This window comes from Pseudomonas sp. N-137 (assembly GCF_034555295.1).
GTDB classification, from domain to species: domain Bacteria; phylum Pseudomonadota; class Gammaproteobacteria; order Pseudomonadales; family Pseudomonadaceae; genus Aquipseudomonas; species Aquipseudomonas rhizophila.
The window spans coordinates 179,468-193,886 of the sequence record NZ_JAXUDQ010000028.1 but is presented as its reverse complement, the minus strand read 5'-3'; the positions used below and the strand labels follow the sequence as shown (position 1 = coordinate 193,886).

The window sequence follows — 14,419 nt, the reverse complement described above, 5'->3', positions numbered from 1 at the left end:
GTGCTTATACGGGAGGCCGCGCAAAATTGAGCGCTGGTAATTAAGCCTAGAGCAAAGGTCGGGCCACTGCCTTGCAGGGCCCGTAAATCAAGACTTTAGGAGCAGTTCGTCGGACAAACGGATGCCCTGCGTGACGATAGCGATACAGCGGGTGTGACAGTTTGTGCCAGATGCGAGACAGTCTGTGACTGACAGGTCGCGCCAGCATTGCAAAGGTGGGTGGGCTGGAGGATGCTGGGCCTCACCAGTTGGCCTGCCCAGCAAAGTTGTGGTGAGGGGATTTATCCCCGTTGGGCTGCGAAGCAGCCCCCAAAGCAGCCAACTCGATCAATCTGATACACCGCATGCTTAGGTTTCAGGGCTGCTTCGCAGCCCAGCGGGGATAAATCCCCTCGCCACAGGTTAAGTGTTGAACATTGGTTAAATGTTAAACAGTTGCTCCAGTGAGGCAGGTCCTTCGGGGAGAAATAATAAGAAATGCACAGCAACCACTTGAGTCGCCATGCCCAACAAGTCCTGACGGTCACCCAGGGCAAGGCCCATTTGCAGGGCCCTGGCAGCGATCCGTCGATTGCCCGTTCCTGGCTGCGCTGCCTTGAGGACTATCACCTCGACCCGGCGCAAAACCTGGCGCCGACGGTGCTTGAGCATGGCCGGGTGCTGGAAAGCCGCGAGCGCCTGCAACAGGTGCTGCACATCGCCGGCACGGAAATGACCAGCCTGCATCAACAACTCTCCGGCGCCGGCCACGCGGTGCTGCTGACTGACGCGCGCGGCGTGATCCTCAACTGTGTCACCGCCCCCAGCGAGCGCAAGATTTTCGAACGGGCCGGCCTCTGGCTCGGCGCCGACTGGAGCGAAGCCTGCGAAGGCACCAACGGCATCGGCACCTGCCTGGTGGAGCGCCAGGCCCTGACGATTCACCAGGAAGAACACTTTCGCGGCCGCCACACCGGCCTGACCTGCTCGGCGAGCCCGGTTTTCGATCCCCATGGCGAACTGCTCGCGGTGCTGGATGTGTCATCGGCCCGGCCGGACGTGTCGCGCCAGAGCCAGTTCCACACCATGGCCCTGGTCAACCTCTCGGCGAAGATGATCGAGAGCTGCTATTTCCTGCGCTGCTTCGACAATCAATGGCTGCTGCGTTTTCACTTGCAGGCCGAGTCCGTGGGGTTGTTCAGCGAAGGGCTGCTGGCGTTCGACGGCGAAGGACGGATCAGCGCGGTCAACCAGAGCGCGCTGAACCTGTTGGGGCATATTCGCGGTGGCTTGCTGGGGCAGCGGGTGGAAGACTTTTTCGATTGTTCACTGGATGAGCTGCTCGGACGGGCCAGCACCCAGGCCAGCGCCAGTTGGCCGTTGCGCACCCGTGACGGGCGGCATTTGTTTGCCGTGCTGCGGGGGCAGCCGCGCAGTGTGCCGGTCCCGGTCGTCCCGGCATTTAAAACCATCGAGCCCGCCCGGTTACCGGGCATCTGCCTGGGGGATGCGGTGTTGCAAGAGCATTTTCGCAAGGCGCTGCGGGTGTTTGAGCGCGATGTGCCGCTGCTGATCCATGGCGAAACCGGCTCTGGTAAAGAAGCCTTCGCCAAAGCCGTGCATCACGCCAGCCAGCGTGCCGGGAAAAACTTCGTGGCGCTTAACTGCGCAGCGATCCCGGAAAGCCTGATCGAGAGTGAGCTGTTCGGTTATCGCGGCGGCAGCTTCACCGGCGCGCGCAAGGAAGGCATGCGCGGCAAGCTGCAACAGGCCGACGGTGGCACGCTGTTTCTGGATGAGATCGGTGACATGCCCCTGGCCTTGCAGACCCGTTTGCTGCGGGTGCTGGAAGATCGCCAGGTGGTGCCCATCGGTGGCGAACCCGAAGCGGTGAACGTGCGCATCATCAGCGCCACCCACCGTCAGTTGCTTGATCGGGTGCGCGACGGCAGTTTTCGCGAGGACTTGTACTATCGCCTCAACGGCCTGGAGATCCCTTTGCCGGCGTTGCGCGAGCGCAGCGACAAGTCCCAGTTGCTGGATTTTCTGTTGGCCGAGGAGGCGGGCGCCGAAGCGGTGTCCATCGACGAACCGGCGCGCCAGGCATTGCTGAGTTTTGATTGGCCGGGCAACGTGCGGCAACTGCGCAATGTGCTGCGCACCCTTGCTGCGTTGTGCGACGGCGGGCGGATCGGGCTGGAGGATCTGCCGGCGATGATTCGCCAGTGTCCGGTGGCGTTGGTTGAAACCGTGGCGGAACGCCCGCTGGAAGATGCCGAGCGATTGGCGCTGCTCGATGCACTTGAGCGCCAGCGCTGGCACATGACCCACACCGCCGAACAACTGGGCATCAGCCGCAATACCCTCTACCGGAAGCTGCGCAAGCACGCCATCGCCCGCTGAACCGCGTCGCGGCCATTCGCGAGCAAGCCCGCTCCCACATTCTGACCGCATTCTTCCTGAAAGAACTCGGTCAACTGTGGGAGCGAGCCTGCTCGCGATGGCGGCAGCACATTCAGCATCAATGCAAACTGACCCACCGCTATCGCGAGCAAGCTCGCTCCCACAGAGGATTTGCGGTGTCCTGATGGTTGCAGTTCGAAACACAAGGTGCGATTTCCCCCTCCCTACGCTAACCTGCGGCCATGTTTACGAGGTCGACTATGCACATCCATATTCTCGGTATTTGCGGCACTTTCATGGGCTCGATGGCGGTATTGGCCAAGGAGCTGGGCCATCACGTGACCGGTTCCGACGCCAACGTCTACCCGCCGATGAGCACGCAGCTGGAGGCCCAGGGCATTGAGCTGACCCAAGGCTACGACCCAGCGCAACTGGACCCGGCGCCGGACCTGGTGGTCATCGGCAACGCCATGTCCCGTGGCAATCCGGCGGTTGAATACGTGCTCAACAAAGGCCTGCCTTACGTGTCCGGCCCGCAATGGCTGGCCGACCATGTGTTGCAGGGCCGTTGGGTCCTGGCTGTGGCCGGCACCCATGGCAAGACCACCACCAGCAGCATGCTCGCCTGGGTGCTGGAGCACGCGGGCATGAGCCCGGGCTTCCTGATCGGCGGCGTGCCGCAGAATTTCTCGGTGTCGGCGCGCCTGGGCGGCACGCCGTTCTTCGTGATCGAGGCCGATGAATACGACAGCGCGTTTTTCGACAAACGCTCGAAATTCGTCCACTACCGCCCGCGCACCGCGATCCTCAACAACCTTGAGTTCGATCACGCGGACATCTTCCCCGATCTGCCGGCCATCGAGCGGCAGTTCCACCATTTGGTGCGCACCATTCCAAGTGAAGGCCTGGTCATCCATCCGACCACCGAGCCCGCGTTGCAGCGGGTGATCGAAATGGGCTGCTGGACCCCGGTGCAAACCACCGGCGCCGGCGGGCAGTGGCAAGTGAAGTTGCTCAAGGACGACGGTTCGCAGTTCGAAGTCATGTTCGAAGGCGTGGCCCAAGGTGTGGTCGATTGGGACATGACCGGCCAGCACAACGTCGCCAACGCCCTGGCGACCCTGGCGGCGGCCCGTCATGTCGGTGTGGTGCCGTCCATGGGCATTGCCGCGCTGAGTGCGTTCAAAAGCGTGAAGCGGCGGATGGAAAAGGTCGCGGAAGTGCGCGGCATCACCATCTATGACGACTTCGCCCACCACCCGACGGCCATCGCCACCACCCTCGACGGTTTGCGCAAGCGCATCGGCGATGCACCGCTGATTGCCATCATCGAGCCGCGTTCCAACTCCATGAAACTCGGCGCCCACCGAGACGGCCTGCCGGAAAGCGTGGTGGATGCCGATCAGGTGATCTGGTACGCGCCGGCCAACCTGGGCTGGGACCTGGGCGCCACCGCCGCGTCGTGCACGGTGCCGTCGATTGTCAGCGATTCCCTGGAAGGCATCATCGAGCGCGTGAAGAGCCAGGCCCAGCCCGGTACTCACGTGGTGATCATGAGCAACGGCGGCTTCGGCGGCCTGCACGGCAAGCTGGCCGAGGCACTGAAATGAACACGCGCCTGGAGAGCAATGGCCCCGACCGCATCACCCTGGCCATGACCGGTGCTTCCGGCGCCCAGTACGGCTTGCGCCTGCTCGATTGCCTGGTGCGGGAAGACCGCGAGGTGCATTTCCTCATCTCCAAGGCGGCGCAATTGGTGATGGCCACCGAGACCGACGTCACCCTGCCGGCCAAGACCCAGATGATGCAGGCCTTCCTCACCGAATACACCGGTGCAGCGGCGGGGCAGATACGTGTGTATGGCAAGGAAGACTGGATGTCTCCGGTGGCTTCGGGCTCCGGGGCGCCGGCGGCGATGGTGGTGGTGCCGTGTTCCACCGGTACGCTCTCGGCGATTGCCACCGGTGCCTGCAACAACCTGATCGAGCGCGCCGCCGACGTGACGCTCAAGGAGCGCCGCCAGTTGATCCTGGTACCGCGTGAGGCGCCGTATTCGAGTATTCATCTGGAGCACATGCTCAAGCTGTCGAACATGGGCGTGACGATTCTGCCGGCCTCTCCGGGTTTTTATCACCAGCCACAGACTATCGATGACCTGATCGATTTTGTGGTCGCGCGGATTCTCAATCTGCTGAACATCCCCCAGGACATGCTGCCGCGCTGGGGCGAGTACCATTTGAGCAGTGATGAATAAGCTGCTGGTGGTGCTGCTGGCGCTGCAACTGACCGGCTGCGCCACCGCCCGTACCCTGGACGCCGCCAAACCCGGCGCGCCGGTGGTGTATGCGGGCACGCGCCTGGACTTGTATGCGCTTAACGGTGGCTGTTGCGCCAAGGACCGCTTTGGCGCCGAAGCGCCGCGTTACCCAGGCGTGGATCTGCCGGCCAGTGCGGTGCTCGATACCTTGTTATTGCCGTTGTCGTTGCTGACGGTGATTGGCGTGGGGTTTCAGGCTACGGGTGGGTTGTAACCAGCGCTACAATCCAACATGAATGTAAGCTGGTCCACCGCTATCGCGAGCAGGCTCGTTCCCACATTGGTACGCATTCCTTCTGAAGAACTCGGTCAACTGTGGGAGCGAGCCTGCTCGCGATGGCGTCCGCCCAGGCGCCGCAATTATTTGCCCAACTTACGCAACTCATCCGACTCCACCACCCGCACCCCTTCCTGTTCTTCCAGGGCCAGGCGCCACATGGCGCGGGCCAGTTGGCAGGCTTCGATGCCGTGGTACTTGCCGGGGATCAGCCTCGACAAGGGGCCGGCCAATTGTTCGGCCAACCGCGGTTCGGTGCGTTCGCCCAGTAGCAGGGAAGGGCGGCAGAGGGTCAGCTGTGGCCAGTCCTGGGCCTTGAGGGCGGCTTCCATTTCGCCTTTGACCCGGTTGTAGAAAATCGAAGAGCTCGGGTCTGCCCCCAGCGCGCTGATCACGATCAGGTGCCTTGCGCCCAGCTCCCGGGCGCGCTTGGCGAAGGCCACCACCAGGTCCAGGTCCACCGCGCGAAACGCCTGTTCTGAGCCGGCCTTCTTGATGGTCGTGCCAAGGCAGCAAAATGCGATGTCCACCTGGCCACTGAGGCGGGGCAGCAGTTCGGCCGTTTCACCGACCGGGTTTTCCAGGTGTGGATGCTCGGCCAGCGGCCGGCGTGAAGGCGCCAATACACGTGTGATGGTCGGCTCGTTGAGCAGCCGGTCCAGTAGATGTTCCCCGGTCAACCCGGAAGCTCCGGCAAGCAAAACATGCTGAGGCGTCAAGTACATAGTGTTTCCCCCTTGATACGATTCAGCTTAGTTGCTCTTTTGGGCCTCGTCGTTCAATGCCGTACTTTGTAATGCTTTTCGCGCCTGTTGCTTGCGCAATAGCTGCCAATGGGAAAGGACGGTCCTGGGCGCCCAGATCTGCGGCTCGGAGGCTTCGAAATTGTCCGCCTGTTCCCGCTCGGCCACGGTGGCCTTGGCACGCTTGAAGGCTTGCTCAAGATCGTCGGTCTGGTTCAGTGCCTGGGCGAACAGCGCGTCGCCGAAGTAGGTGAAGTTGGCCTCCTCGGAGCAGCCGAACGACACCCGATCGGCGCGGGAAGCGGTCATGATCAAGGTGCGTTCATCCTTGAGCGCCGGGATGAAGCCGCCGGAGTAACAGGCTGAAATCACCACGATCTTGTCGCGATCCTTCAGCGGCGCCAGCACCACGGCCAGTTCATCGGCGGGCAGGTCGGCCAGTTCCATGCGCGGCTGGTCGAGCACCAGTTCGTGTTCGCTGGTGCCGTGGCTGGTCAGGTAGATGAAGATCAGGTCTTCCGGGCCGCTGCGTTCGGCCAGGGCGCTGGCGGCGCGGCGCAGGCTTTCGCGAGTGGCCATGGGCCGGTCACCGAGGTGATCGCGGTGGTTGACCAGGCGGATCTGGCCGAACGCGCCAAAACGGCTGGTGAGCATATTGGCGACGTAGTCGGACTCGCGCAGGAACACACTCTGCTTGCCGTCGCCGCCCACCGTCAGGCTGTACAGCTCCACCGCAGGGGTCGAGGCCGGGATATTTGCCAGGGCATTTTCCAACAGGCGCCCCTGGGCCAAAAGGCCGAGCTCGAGCACATCCGGCAGCAGCCGCCCGCCAGCGTCGCGTACTCGCAGGCCGTTGGCCCAGGTGCCGCTTTGCACGGTGCCATCGGTCAGCGCCAGGGTGCCGCGTCCGTGGTAGGTGTCGTTCTCGAACTGGCCGATATAAAAGCTGCCGTCGGGCAGGTTCAGCCGGCCCTCGCCGCTAAAGCGCCAGTCATTGAATTGACCGAGGTAGTGGCTGCCGTCGGCGCCGATCAGTTGGCCCTTGCCGGTGAGCGCGCCTTCCTTGAACTGGCCGATCCAGACATCGCCGTCGGCATTTTCATAACGACCGCGACCGCTGAGCTGGTTGTTCTTGAACCCGCCGATGTAGACATCGCCCTCGGCGCTGTTGAAGGTGCCTTTGCCCTGGAGCTGGCCGTCGACGAAATTGCCGGTGAACTGGTTGCCACTGGCATCGAAGCGCTGGCCCTCGCCGTTGGGTTTGCCGTTGACGAACGGCCCCTGGTATTGGCTGCCGTCCTCAAGCTCCAGGCGCCCGAAACCGGAATAGCGGTCGGCCTTGAATTCGCCGCGGTAGATCATGCCGTGTTCTTTGAGCGTGCCTTCACCGTCGCGCCGGCCTTGCTTGAAGCCGCCGGTGTAGCTGCTGGTGGGCGTGGTCAGGCTACCCTGGCCGTTGAACAGGCCCTGCTGGAACTGGCCGCGATAGACCTCGCCATTGCTGCCGTGCCATTCCCCGGTGCCGTGCCACTGGCCTTTGTCGAACTGCCCGGCGTACCAACTGCCGTTGGGGTAGTCGACACGCCCCTGGCCTTGCAGCAAACCGTCCACCAGGTCGCCGCGATAGCGTCCGCCGTCGGGCAGGCGCGCGTCGGGAGGCAACAGCGATTCGCCGTCGCCGCAAGCGGTGAGCAGCAGGGTCAGGGCCAAAGGGAGAAATGAGCGCATAACGGGATCCAGATAATCAGGTCACGAGTATGCCGTAGCAATGCGCGTCAGGAGAAGCGATGCGAAACTGCCGCAGCGGCTTCGCATCCGCGAGGGGCTACACGAAGCAGAGCGACAGGGGCTCAGCGATGTAGGCCGGTTTGTCCGAACCTTCGATTTCCAGGGTAGCGGTGGCCTTGAGCAGCCATTGGCCGGGTTTCTTCTCGGTCACGTCCACCAGGTCGACCTTGAGGCGGACCTTGGAGTCGACTTTCACGGGCTGAATGAAGCGCACGCTGTCCAACCCGTAGTTGACGACCATCTTCACGCCTTCGGGCAGGATCAGGATGTCTTCCATGAGTTTGGGCATCAGCGACAGCGACAGGAAACCGTGGGCGATGGTGCTGCCGAACGGTGTCTGCGCGGCCTTGACCGGATCGACGTGGATGAACTGAAAGTCGCCAGTGGCTTCGGCGAACAGGTTAATGCGATCCTGATCGATGGTAAGCCATTCGGAACGTCCAAGTTCCTTGCCGACATAATCTTTGAGCGCTGCAACGGGAACGTAGGGCATTGAGACTCTCCTTGGGTTCATCGGTTTTGTCTTTTTTGGAACGGGGATCGGCGTCCCCGGAGAACCACTGTAGATCAACATGACGGGCAGGGCAGGTCATCGACCATGCTTTTTACGAATGCCGACCCATAGCGCGGGCGTGCTTATAATGCGCGCGCATTGTTTGCGTACGTGTTGCTGGGGAGGATGAAGGATGTTGCTACGGGGCCTGACCTGGCTGGTGCTGTTCCAATTGCTGGGCACCGCCATCAATCATTTGTTCCTGCCGGTGCTGCCGGGGCCGATCATTGGCCTGCTGTTGCTGCTGGGCTATCTGGTCATCCGTGGTGAAGTCGGCGAGCCATTGAACCTGGCGGCCGGCAGCCTGTTGCGCTACTTGCCGTTGCTGCTGGTGCCGCCGGCGGTGGGGGTGATGGTGTACGCCCGGGCCATCGCTGCCGATTTCTGGGCCATTGTCGGTGCGTTGGTGCTGTCGTTGATCCTGTCCATGGCGTTTACCGGTGTGCTGATGCAACGCCTGGCCCGGCGTCACGCCCCCGAGTCGGAGGATGGGCAATGATGCTTGATTGGCAGGGCGCCTGGAGTTCGGTGATCCATCATCCGCTGTTTGGTATCGGCATCACCCTGGGCGCCTATCAACTGGTGCTGGCGGCGTTCGAAAAGACCCGCTGGGTGTTTCTGCAGCCGGTGCTGATGTCGATGTTGCTGCTGATCGGTGTGCTGGTCGGCTGCGGCATCAGCTACGCCGAGTACCGTGAGAGCACGGAAATTCTCAGCATTCTGCTGGGGCCGGCCACCGTCGCGCTGGCGGTGCCCTTGTACCTGAACCTGCGACGGATCCGGCAATTGTTCTGGCCGATTTTTACTACGCTGGTGATAGGTGGGGTGTTCGCCACGGGCTCTGCGGTGGTGTTGGGCTGGGCTTTTGGCGCCGAACACATGATCCTGATGACCATGGCGCCCAAGTCGGTGACTTCACCGATCGCCATGCTGGTGGCCGAGCAGATCGGCGGCGTAGCGGCCATGGCGGCGGTGTTTGTGTTGATCACCGGGGTGCTCGGGGCGATTCTGGGTCCGAGCATTCTGACTAGGCTTGGGGTCCATAGCCCTGAAGCCCGTGGCATGGCCCTGGGCCTGACCGCTCACGCGGTCGGCACGTCCGTGGCGTTGCAGGAAAGCGAAGAGTCCGGCGCCTTTGCGGCGCTGGCGATGAGTCTGATGGGCGTGGCCACGGCGGTGTTGCTGCCGTTGGTGGTGTCGATGACGGTTTAAGGAACTGCTTATGAGCTTGCCGCTTTTTCCGTTGAACACGGTACTGTTCCCCGGTTGCATCCTCGATTTGCAGATTTTCGAGGCGCGTTACCTCGATATGATCGGTCGCTGCATGAAAATGGGCGAGGGGTTCGGCGTGGTGTGCATCCTCGATGGCGAGGAAGTCGGTATCGCCCCCGACGGCTTTGCGCGGGTGGGCTGTGAAGCGCGAATCACCGATTTCTCCCAGCAGGACAACGGGCTGCTGGGCATTCGTGTGCAGGGTGGACGACGTTTTATCGTACACAGCAGCAGTGTCCAGGCCGATCAACTGACCGTCGCTGAAGTCGAGTGGCTGGAGGATGAGCCGGAACAGCCGCTGCAGGATGAGGATGCCGATCTGGTGGCGTTGCTCAAGGCCCTGGCCGAACACCCGATGGTCGAGGCCCTGAACATGGGCACCGAAGCCACCGGCCAGCAGTCGCTCGCCAATCAACTGGCCTACCTGCTGCCCTTCAATGAACTGGACAAGCTCGACCTGCTGCAACTCGATGATCCTCAGCAGCGGCTGGATGCAATCCAGGCGTTGCTTGATGAGTTGCAGGGCGAACTGTTCGCCTGAGGCGCTCATCACTGACCAGGCTGATCTCTTGTGGGAGCGAGCTTGCTCGCGATAACGGTGGCTCAGTTTGCATCAATGCTGAATGTACCGACGTCATCGCGAGCAGGCTCGCTCCCACAGTTGATCTTCAGTGACCACAAAGGGGCGTTTCACTGCCGATTCCCTGTGGGAGTGAGCCTGCTCGCGATAGCTGGCTGCCGGCCTCAATAGGCATACCGCAGCATCCCATTGGGCAGGTGGCGCAGTGCGAAGAAGCTGAACGCTGCCACCATCGCCGGCAGAATCAACCACCAGATTTTCGGCGGCATGGCCGGCAGCGGGGTCTGGCGCTGGCTCAGCCAGAGCATCGCCGCGCAGACACAGGCAGCGAGCATGGCGCCGGCGACGATGTCGCTCGGCCAATGGGCACCCAGGTACACCCGCGACAGGGCAATGGCCAGCGCTGGCAAACAGCCCAGCAACAGCCAGGTCAGGCGCAGGCGTGGCGGTTGCCCACGACCGGCCAGGATGGCCAGCGCCAGGAACAGGGCAAAGGCGCCGGAGGCATGACCGCTGGGCATGCTGTAGCTGGTCAGCGGCTCGCTCAGGACTTCCGGGCGTACACGGGCGAAAAAGTGCTTGGTGCCGGTATTGGCCAATGCGGTGAACAGCATCGTGGCCCCGGCAAAGATTGCCTGGCGCCATTGGCGCGCCAGCAATAGCAACCCGGTCAGCAGGGCGCTGAAAATCAGCATGTAGTGGAATTCGCCGATCAGCGTGAAGGTCACGGCGATTTCGTCCATTGTCGGGCTGCGATGTTCCTGGACCAGCGCCACCAGCCCCTGATCGAAAGCTGTGAGGTAGCGAAAGCCGATGAACAGCCCGATCAGGATCACCAGGCCCAGACCTGCGATCAGCGCTGAGGCATGTCGATGGCGCCGCAGGCTGCTGTTGACGCTCAATGCGATCATCACCGCGATGCTGCCAATCACGACACCGGCCTGTGGCCAGAAACCCTCGGGCAACGGCAGGCGGATCGCTGCGCCAGTGGCCCAGCCGGGCAGCAGGTACGCCACGCTCCAGCCGGCGGCGGCCAACAGGCTGACGGCGGCGAAGCGCGGGAAGGGCATGTCGAACATCCCGGCCACCATCGGCAACATGGGTCGCAGCGGGCCAATGAAGCGCCCTACCAGCAGGCTGGCGATGCCGTAGCGCTGGAAATAGCTTTCCGCCGCGCTCATCCATTCGGGGTGATGCCGCAGCCCCGGCAGGCGCCGGATGTTCTGGTGAAAATGCCTGCCCAGGAAATACGACACCAAGTCCCCCAGCAAACCGCCCAGCAGGCCCAGCAGCAAAGTCTCGCCCAGGGACAACGCGCCGCTGCCGGCCAGGACCGCGACCGCAAACAACAGCACCGTACCCGGCACGAGCAACCCAGCGATGGCCAGGCACTCTACACACGCGACGATAAACACCGCCGCCGCCAGCCATTGCGGGTTGGCGGTCAGCCAGCCAGTGATGCTATCGAGCCATGGGCCCATAAAAACAACTCCATTTCCATTGAGCATTAAGCGGCATGCATTATTTACTGTGGGAGCGAGCCTGCTCGCGATAGCGGTGTATCAGCCAACCTCTGATTCGACTGACCTGGCGCCATCGCGAGCAGGCTCGCTCCCACAGGGTTGGGCAGTGTGGCGTTCAGGAAAGCAAAAAATAATCCCGCCCTTCGACCTGTCCGCGACGCAGCGGGTTCCGCGTGCACCAGGGGGCGTAGGCCGCGTCGACGAAGCGGTAGAGCAGGTGTTCATCCCGTCCCAGTGGGATGCCCAGGCGGGTGGTCTGGATCACATTGACTGTCGGCACGCCCACGTCTTCCACCAGCAAGCGTTCCGGGTCGAAGCGTTTGGCATCCCACTGCGGCACTTTCAGCCCCAGGGCCTTGCACAACAACGTCTGGCCGGCGCAAAGCTTTTGCGAGGGGCGCGGGCGGCCTTGGGCGTCGGGGTTGTTGAGCAGCATCTGCGCCAGGCTTGCCGGGCCGGAAACAGTATCGACCCACGGGTATGCCGATTTGATCAGCACCGCATTGCCGGGGCCATGGGCGCTGAAATTCAGCGAATCGCCACCCCGGGCGTAATACATATAGATGTGGCCGCCATCCAGAAACAAAGCCTTACGTTTTTCCGTGTAGCCCAGCGAAGCGTGGCTGCCCTTTTCAGCGAAGTAATAGGCTTCGGTTTCGATGATCCGCGCGCTGAGCCACAGGTCACCGACCTTGTGGCGAATGACTTTGCCCAGCAGGTCCCGGGCGAGCACCTGGGCATCGCGATCAAAAAAACCGTCGGGCAGGGCGTTTGGCAGTGGGGGCGAATCGGTCATGGCGTGAGACGAAGGGAGGCCAAAGGAAGCGCGATGATAGCAATGGAAAGCTTAATCGGCGCTGAACAGCGACTATTTGCGCAGGTTTTGCTCTTCCGCCGGTCACCACTGTGAGTCCACGCTGTTAGTCGAGGGATACGACAGCTATAATCTGCCGCTTTCCCCTTTGCCAAGACCACACAGACCATGACTGAGTCCGTTCTTGACTACATGACCCGCCTGGGTCGCGCCGCTCGCCAGGCGTCGCGCATCATCGGCCGTGCCAGCACCGCGCAGAAAAACCGCGCCCTGCTGGCCGCCGCCAATGCGCTGGACGCTGCTCGCGCCGAGTTGTCCGCCGCCAATGAGCTGGACCTGGCCGCCGGCCGGGCCAACGGCCTCGAGCCGGCCATGCTCGAACGCCTGGCGCTGACCCCGGCACGCATCGACGGCATGATCGTCGGTCTGCGCCAAGTCGCGGCGCTGCCGGACCCGGTCGGGGCGATCCGGGACATGAGCTATCGGCCGTCGGGTATCCAGGTCGGCAAGATGCGCGTGCCCCTGGGCGTGGTCGGCATCATCTACGAGTCGCGGCCGAACGTGACCATCGATGCTGCGAGCCTGTGCCTGAAGTCGGGCAACGCGACCATCCTGCGCGGTGGTTCCGAGGCCATTCATTCCAACCGCGCGATTGCCGCCTGCATCCAGCGCGGTCTGGCCGAAGCCGATCTGCCGGCGGCCGTGGTGCAAGTGGTGGAAACCACCGACCGCGCCGCGGTCGGCGCACTGATCACCATGCCCGAGTTCGTCGACGTCATCGTGCCCCGTGGCGGCAAGGGCCTGATCGAACGAGTCAGCCGCGACGCCCGCGTGCCGGTGATCAAGCACCTGGACGGCATCTGCCACGTTTACGTCAGTGCCCACGCCGAGTTGCCCAAGGCCCAGCGCATTGCCTTCAACGCCAAGACTTACCGCTATGGTATCTGCGGCGCGATGGAAACCCTGCTGGTGGACCAGGCCGTTGCCCAGGACTTCCTGCCGGCGATGGCCGCCCAGTTCCGCGAAAAAGGCGTCGAGCTGCGCGGTTGCCAGCGTACCCGGGCAATCATTGAGGCGGCCGAGGCCACCGAAGAAGACTGGAACACCGAGTACCTGGCGCCGATCCTGTCGATCCGCGTGGTCGACGGGCTGGACCAGGCCATCGAGCACATCAATCGCCATGGTTCCCACCACACCGACTCCATCGTCAGCGAACACCAGGGCGAAACCCGGCGTTTCGTGGCCGAAGTGGACTCGGCGTCGGTGATGATCAACACCCCGACCTGTTTCGCCGACGGCTTCGAATACGGATTGGGTGCCGAGATCGGCATTTCTACTGATAAGCTGCACGCCCGTGGCCCGGTGGGCCTCGAAGGCTTGACCTGCGAGAAGTACATCGTGGTCGGTGACGGCCAGTTGCGCGGACAGGAGCCGGTCTGACTTGGGCGACCTTGACCCGTCAGCCGCAGTGACGACGACAACTGCGCCCCAGCGCATCGGTATCCTGGGCGGCACGTTCGACCCAGTGCACATCGGCCATTTGCGCGGTGCGCTGGAAGTCGCTGATGCCCTGGCCCTCGATGAGCTACGCCTGACGCCCAGCGCCAGGCCGCCTCACCGGGATACGCCGCAGGTATCGGCCCAGGACCGTCTGGCGATGGTCGAGTGCGCGGTGGCCGGTGTGGCGCCGTTGGTGGTGGACGCCCGCGAATTGCTGCGGGACAAACCGTCCTACACCATTGATACCCTGGAGCTGATGCGCGCCGAACTGGCCGCCGACGCCCAGGTTTTTCTGCTTTTGGGCTGGGACGCATTTTGCGGCCTGCCCACTTGGCATCGCTGGGAAGAGTTGCTCCAGCATTGCCACATCCTGGTGTTGCAACGCCCGGATGCCGACAGCGAGCCGCCGGATGCCTTGCGCAACCTGCTGGCGGCGCGTTCGGTGAGCGACCCGCTGGCCCTGAAAGGGCCGAGCGGACAGATTGCATTCGTCTGGCAGACGCCGCTCGCGGTATCCGCCACCCAGATCCGTCAACTGCTGGCCAGCGGTAAGTCGGTACGTTTCCTGGTGCCCGACGCGGTCCTGGCCTACATCGATGCGCACGGGCTGTACCGTGCGTCGAACTGAAAAAAGGGCGCGCTTCAAGGCACGTGAATGCGTGTAGCGAAG

14 protein-coding genes are annotated in these 14,419 nt (G+C 62.9%); 9 read left to right on the top strand and 5 right to left on the bottom strand.

Features of this window, described 5'->3' with window-relative positions; translation table 11 throughout:
- Positions 1 to 477: 477 nt before the first annotated feature.
- The 4 genes from T3A99_RS19190 to T3A99_RS19175 all read left to right on the top strand — a co-directional run bounded on the left by T3A99_RS19190 (position 478) and on the right by T3A99_RS19175 (position 4,913).
- Positions 478 to 2,382: a sigma-54-dependent Fis family transcriptional regulator gene (locus T3A99_RS19190; protein WP_047229476.1), complete on the top strand. Its 1,905-nt coding sequence runs from the start codon at positions 478 to 480 to the stop codon at positions 2,380 to 2,382.
- A gap of 260 nt (positions 2,383 to 2,642) precedes the next feature.
- Positions 2,643 to 3,992 (top strand): UDP-N-acetylmuramate:L-alanyl-gamma-D-glutamyl-meso-diaminopimelate ligase, encoded by a 1,350-nt coding sequence (gene mpl, locus T3A99_RS19185; RefSeq protein WP_288914979.1) that lies wholly within the window; start codon positions 2,643 to 2,645, stop codon positions 3,990 to 3,992.
- Positions 3,989 to 4,636, top strand: a complete 648-nt coding sequence (gene ubiX / locus T3A99_RS19180; protein ID WP_047229478.1) for a flavin prenyltransferase UbiX — start codon at positions 3,989 to 3,991, stop codon at positions 4,634 to 4,636. Before mpl ends, ubiX begins: the two co-directional genes overlap by 4 nt.
- On the top strand, positions 4,629 to 4,913 hold the full coding sequence (locus tag T3A99_RS19175) for a YceK/YidQ family lipoprotein (protein ID WP_322834691.1): 285 nt from the start codon (positions 4,629 to 4,631) through the stop codon (positions 4,911 to 4,913). Before ubiX ends, T3A99_RS19175 begins: the two co-directional genes overlap by 8 nt.
- Positions 4,914 to 5,059: 146 nt before the next feature.
- Here T3A99_RS19175 and T3A99_RS19170 read toward each other — a convergent pair whose 3' ends face one another.
- From T3A99_RS19170 to T3A99_RS19160, 3 genes are all read right to left on the bottom strand, one after another.
- The gene (locus tag T3A99_RS19170; RefSeq protein WP_047229480.1) at positions 5,060 to 5,701 is read right to left on the bottom strand and encodes an oxidoreductase; all 642 of its coding nucleotides are present in this window, start codon (positions 5,699 to 5,701) and stop codon (positions 5,060 to 5,062) included.
- Positions 5,702 to 5,728: 27 nt separating this feature from the next.
- The gene (locus T3A99_RS19165) at positions 5,729 to 7,447 is read right to left on the bottom strand and encodes a C13 family peptidase (protein WP_076383498.1); all 1,719 of its coding nucleotides are present in this window, start codon (positions 7,445 to 7,447) and stop codon (positions 5,729 to 5,731) included.
- Positions 7,448 to 7,544: 97 nt separating this feature from the next.
- Entirely contained in the window at positions 7,545 to 8,000 is a 456-nt protein-coding gene (locus T3A99_RS19160; RefSeq protein WP_047229482.1) for a MaoC family dehydratase, read from the bottom strand.
- Positions 8,001 to 8,193: 193 nt separating this feature from the next.
- On the opposite strand from T3A99_RS19160, the gene T3A99_RS19155 reads away from it, so the two are divergent.
- Genes T3A99_RS19155 through T3A99_RS19145 form a run of 3 tightly spaced genes read left to right on the top strand, consistent with a single transcriptional unit; the run spans position 8,194 to position 9,873 of the window.
- Positions 8,194 to 8,559 carry a CidA/LrgA family protein gene (locus T3A99_RS19155; protein WP_047229483.1) on the top strand — a complete coding sequence of 122 codons (366 nt, stop codon included), beginning with the start codon at positions 8,194 to 8,196 and terminating at the stop codon, positions 8,557 to 8,559.
- The gene (locus tag T3A99_RS19150) at positions 8,556 to 9,272 is read left to right on the top strand and encodes an LrgB family protein (protein ID WP_047229484.1); all 717 of its coding nucleotides are present in this window, start codon (positions 8,556 to 8,558) and stop codon (positions 9,270 to 9,272) included. Before T3A99_RS19155 ends, T3A99_RS19150 begins: the two co-directional genes overlap by 4 nt.
- A gap of 10 nt (positions 9,273 to 9,282) precedes the next feature.
- Positions 9,283 to 9,873, top strand: a complete 591-nt coding sequence (locus T3A99_RS19145) for an LON peptidase substrate-binding domain-containing protein (protein WP_047229485.1) — start codon at positions 9,283 to 9,285, stop codon at positions 9,871 to 9,873.
- A gap of 203 nt (positions 9,874 to 10,076) precedes the next feature.
- Here the strand turns inward: T3A99_RS19145 and T3A99_RS19140 are convergent, their stop codons facing one another.
- Together T3A99_RS19140 and T3A99_RS19135 are read right to left on the bottom strand one after the other, a co-directional pair.
- Positions 10,077 to 11,393 (bottom strand): bifunctional DedA family/phosphatase PAP2 family protein, encoded by a 1,317-nt coding sequence (locus tag T3A99_RS19140; protein WP_107321814.1) that lies wholly within the window; start codon positions 11,391 to 11,393, stop codon positions 10,077 to 10,079.
- 157 nt (positions 11,394 to 11,550) lie between these two features.
- Positions 11,551 to 12,231 carry a DNA-3-methyladenine glycosylase gene (locus tag T3A99_RS19135; protein ID WP_047229487.1) on the bottom strand — a complete coding sequence of 227 codons (681 nt, stop codon included), beginning with the start codon at positions 12,229 to 12,231 and terminating at the stop codon, positions 11,551 to 11,553.
- Positions 12,232 to 12,417: 186 nt separating this feature from the next.
- Between T3A99_RS19135 and T3A99_RS19130 the strand changes: the two genes are divergently transcribed.
- Together T3A99_RS19130 and nadD are read left to right on the top strand one after the other, a co-directional pair.
- Positions 12,418 to 13,689, top strand: a complete 1,272-nt coding sequence (locus T3A99_RS19130; protein WP_047229488.1) for a glutamate-5-semialdehyde dehydrogenase — start codon at positions 12,418 to 12,420, stop codon at positions 13,687 to 13,689.
- Between the two features lies 1 nt (position 13,690).
- Complete coding sequence (gene nadD, locus T3A99_RS19125; RefSeq protein ID WP_047229489.1) at positions 13,691 to 14,377, top strand: nicotinate-nucleotide adenylyltransferase; 687 nt, start codon at positions 13,691 to 13,693, stop codon at positions 14,375 to 14,377.
- Positions 14,378 to 14,419 lie beyond the last annotated feature (42 nt).

Coding starts and splice junctions, on each gene's coding strand:
- T3A99_RS19165 (WP_076383498.1), bottom strand. CDS start 7,447: ATGCGCTCATTTCTCCCTTTGGCCCTGACCCTGCTGCTCACCGCTTGC.
- T3A99_RS19190 (WP_047229476.1), top strand. CDS start 478: ATGCACAGCAACCACTTGAGTCGCCATGCCCAACAAGTCCTGACGGTC.
- T3A99_RS19150 (WP_047229484.1), top strand. CDS start 8,556: ATGATGCTTGATTGGCAGGGCGCCTGGAGTTCGGTGATCCATCATCCG.
- T3A99_RS19140 (WP_107321814.1), bottom strand. CDS start 11,393: ATGGGCCCATGGCTCGATAGCATCACTGGCTGGCTGACCGCCAACCCG.
- T3A99_RS19135 (WP_047229487.1), bottom strand. CDS start 12,231: ATGACCGATTCGCCCCCACTGCCAAACGCCCTGCCCGACGGTTTTTTT.
- T3A99_RS19130 (WP_047229488.1), top strand. CDS start 12,418: ATGACTGAGTCCGTTCTTGACTACATGACCCGCCTGGGTCGCGCCGCT.
- T3A99_RS19155 (WP_047229483.1), top strand. CDS start 8,194: ATGTTGCTACGGGGCCTGACCTGGCTGGTGCTGTTCCAATTGCTGGGC.
- T3A99_RS19170 (WP_047229480.1), bottom strand. CDS start 5,701: ATGTACTTGACGCCTCAGCATGTTTTGCTTGCCGGAGCTTCCGGGTTG.
- mpl (WP_288914979.1), top strand. CDS start 2,643: ATGCACATCCATATTCTCGGTATTTGCGGCACTTTCATGGGCTCGATG.
- T3A99_RS19175 (WP_322834691.1), top strand. CDS start 4,629: ATGAATAAGCTGCTGGTGGTGCTGCTGGCGCTGCAACTGACCGGCTGC.
- T3A99_RS19160 (WP_047229482.1), bottom strand. CDS start 8,000: ATGCCCTACGTTCCCGTTGCAGCGCTCAAAGATTATGTCGGCAAGGAA.
- T3A99_RS19145 (WP_047229485.1), top strand. CDS start 9,283: ATGAGCTTGCCGCTTTTTCCGTTGAACACGGTACTGTTCCCCGGTTGC.
- ubiX (WP_047229478.1), top strand. CDS start 3,989: ATGAACACGCGCCTGGAGAGCAATGGCCCCGACCGCATCACCCTGGCC.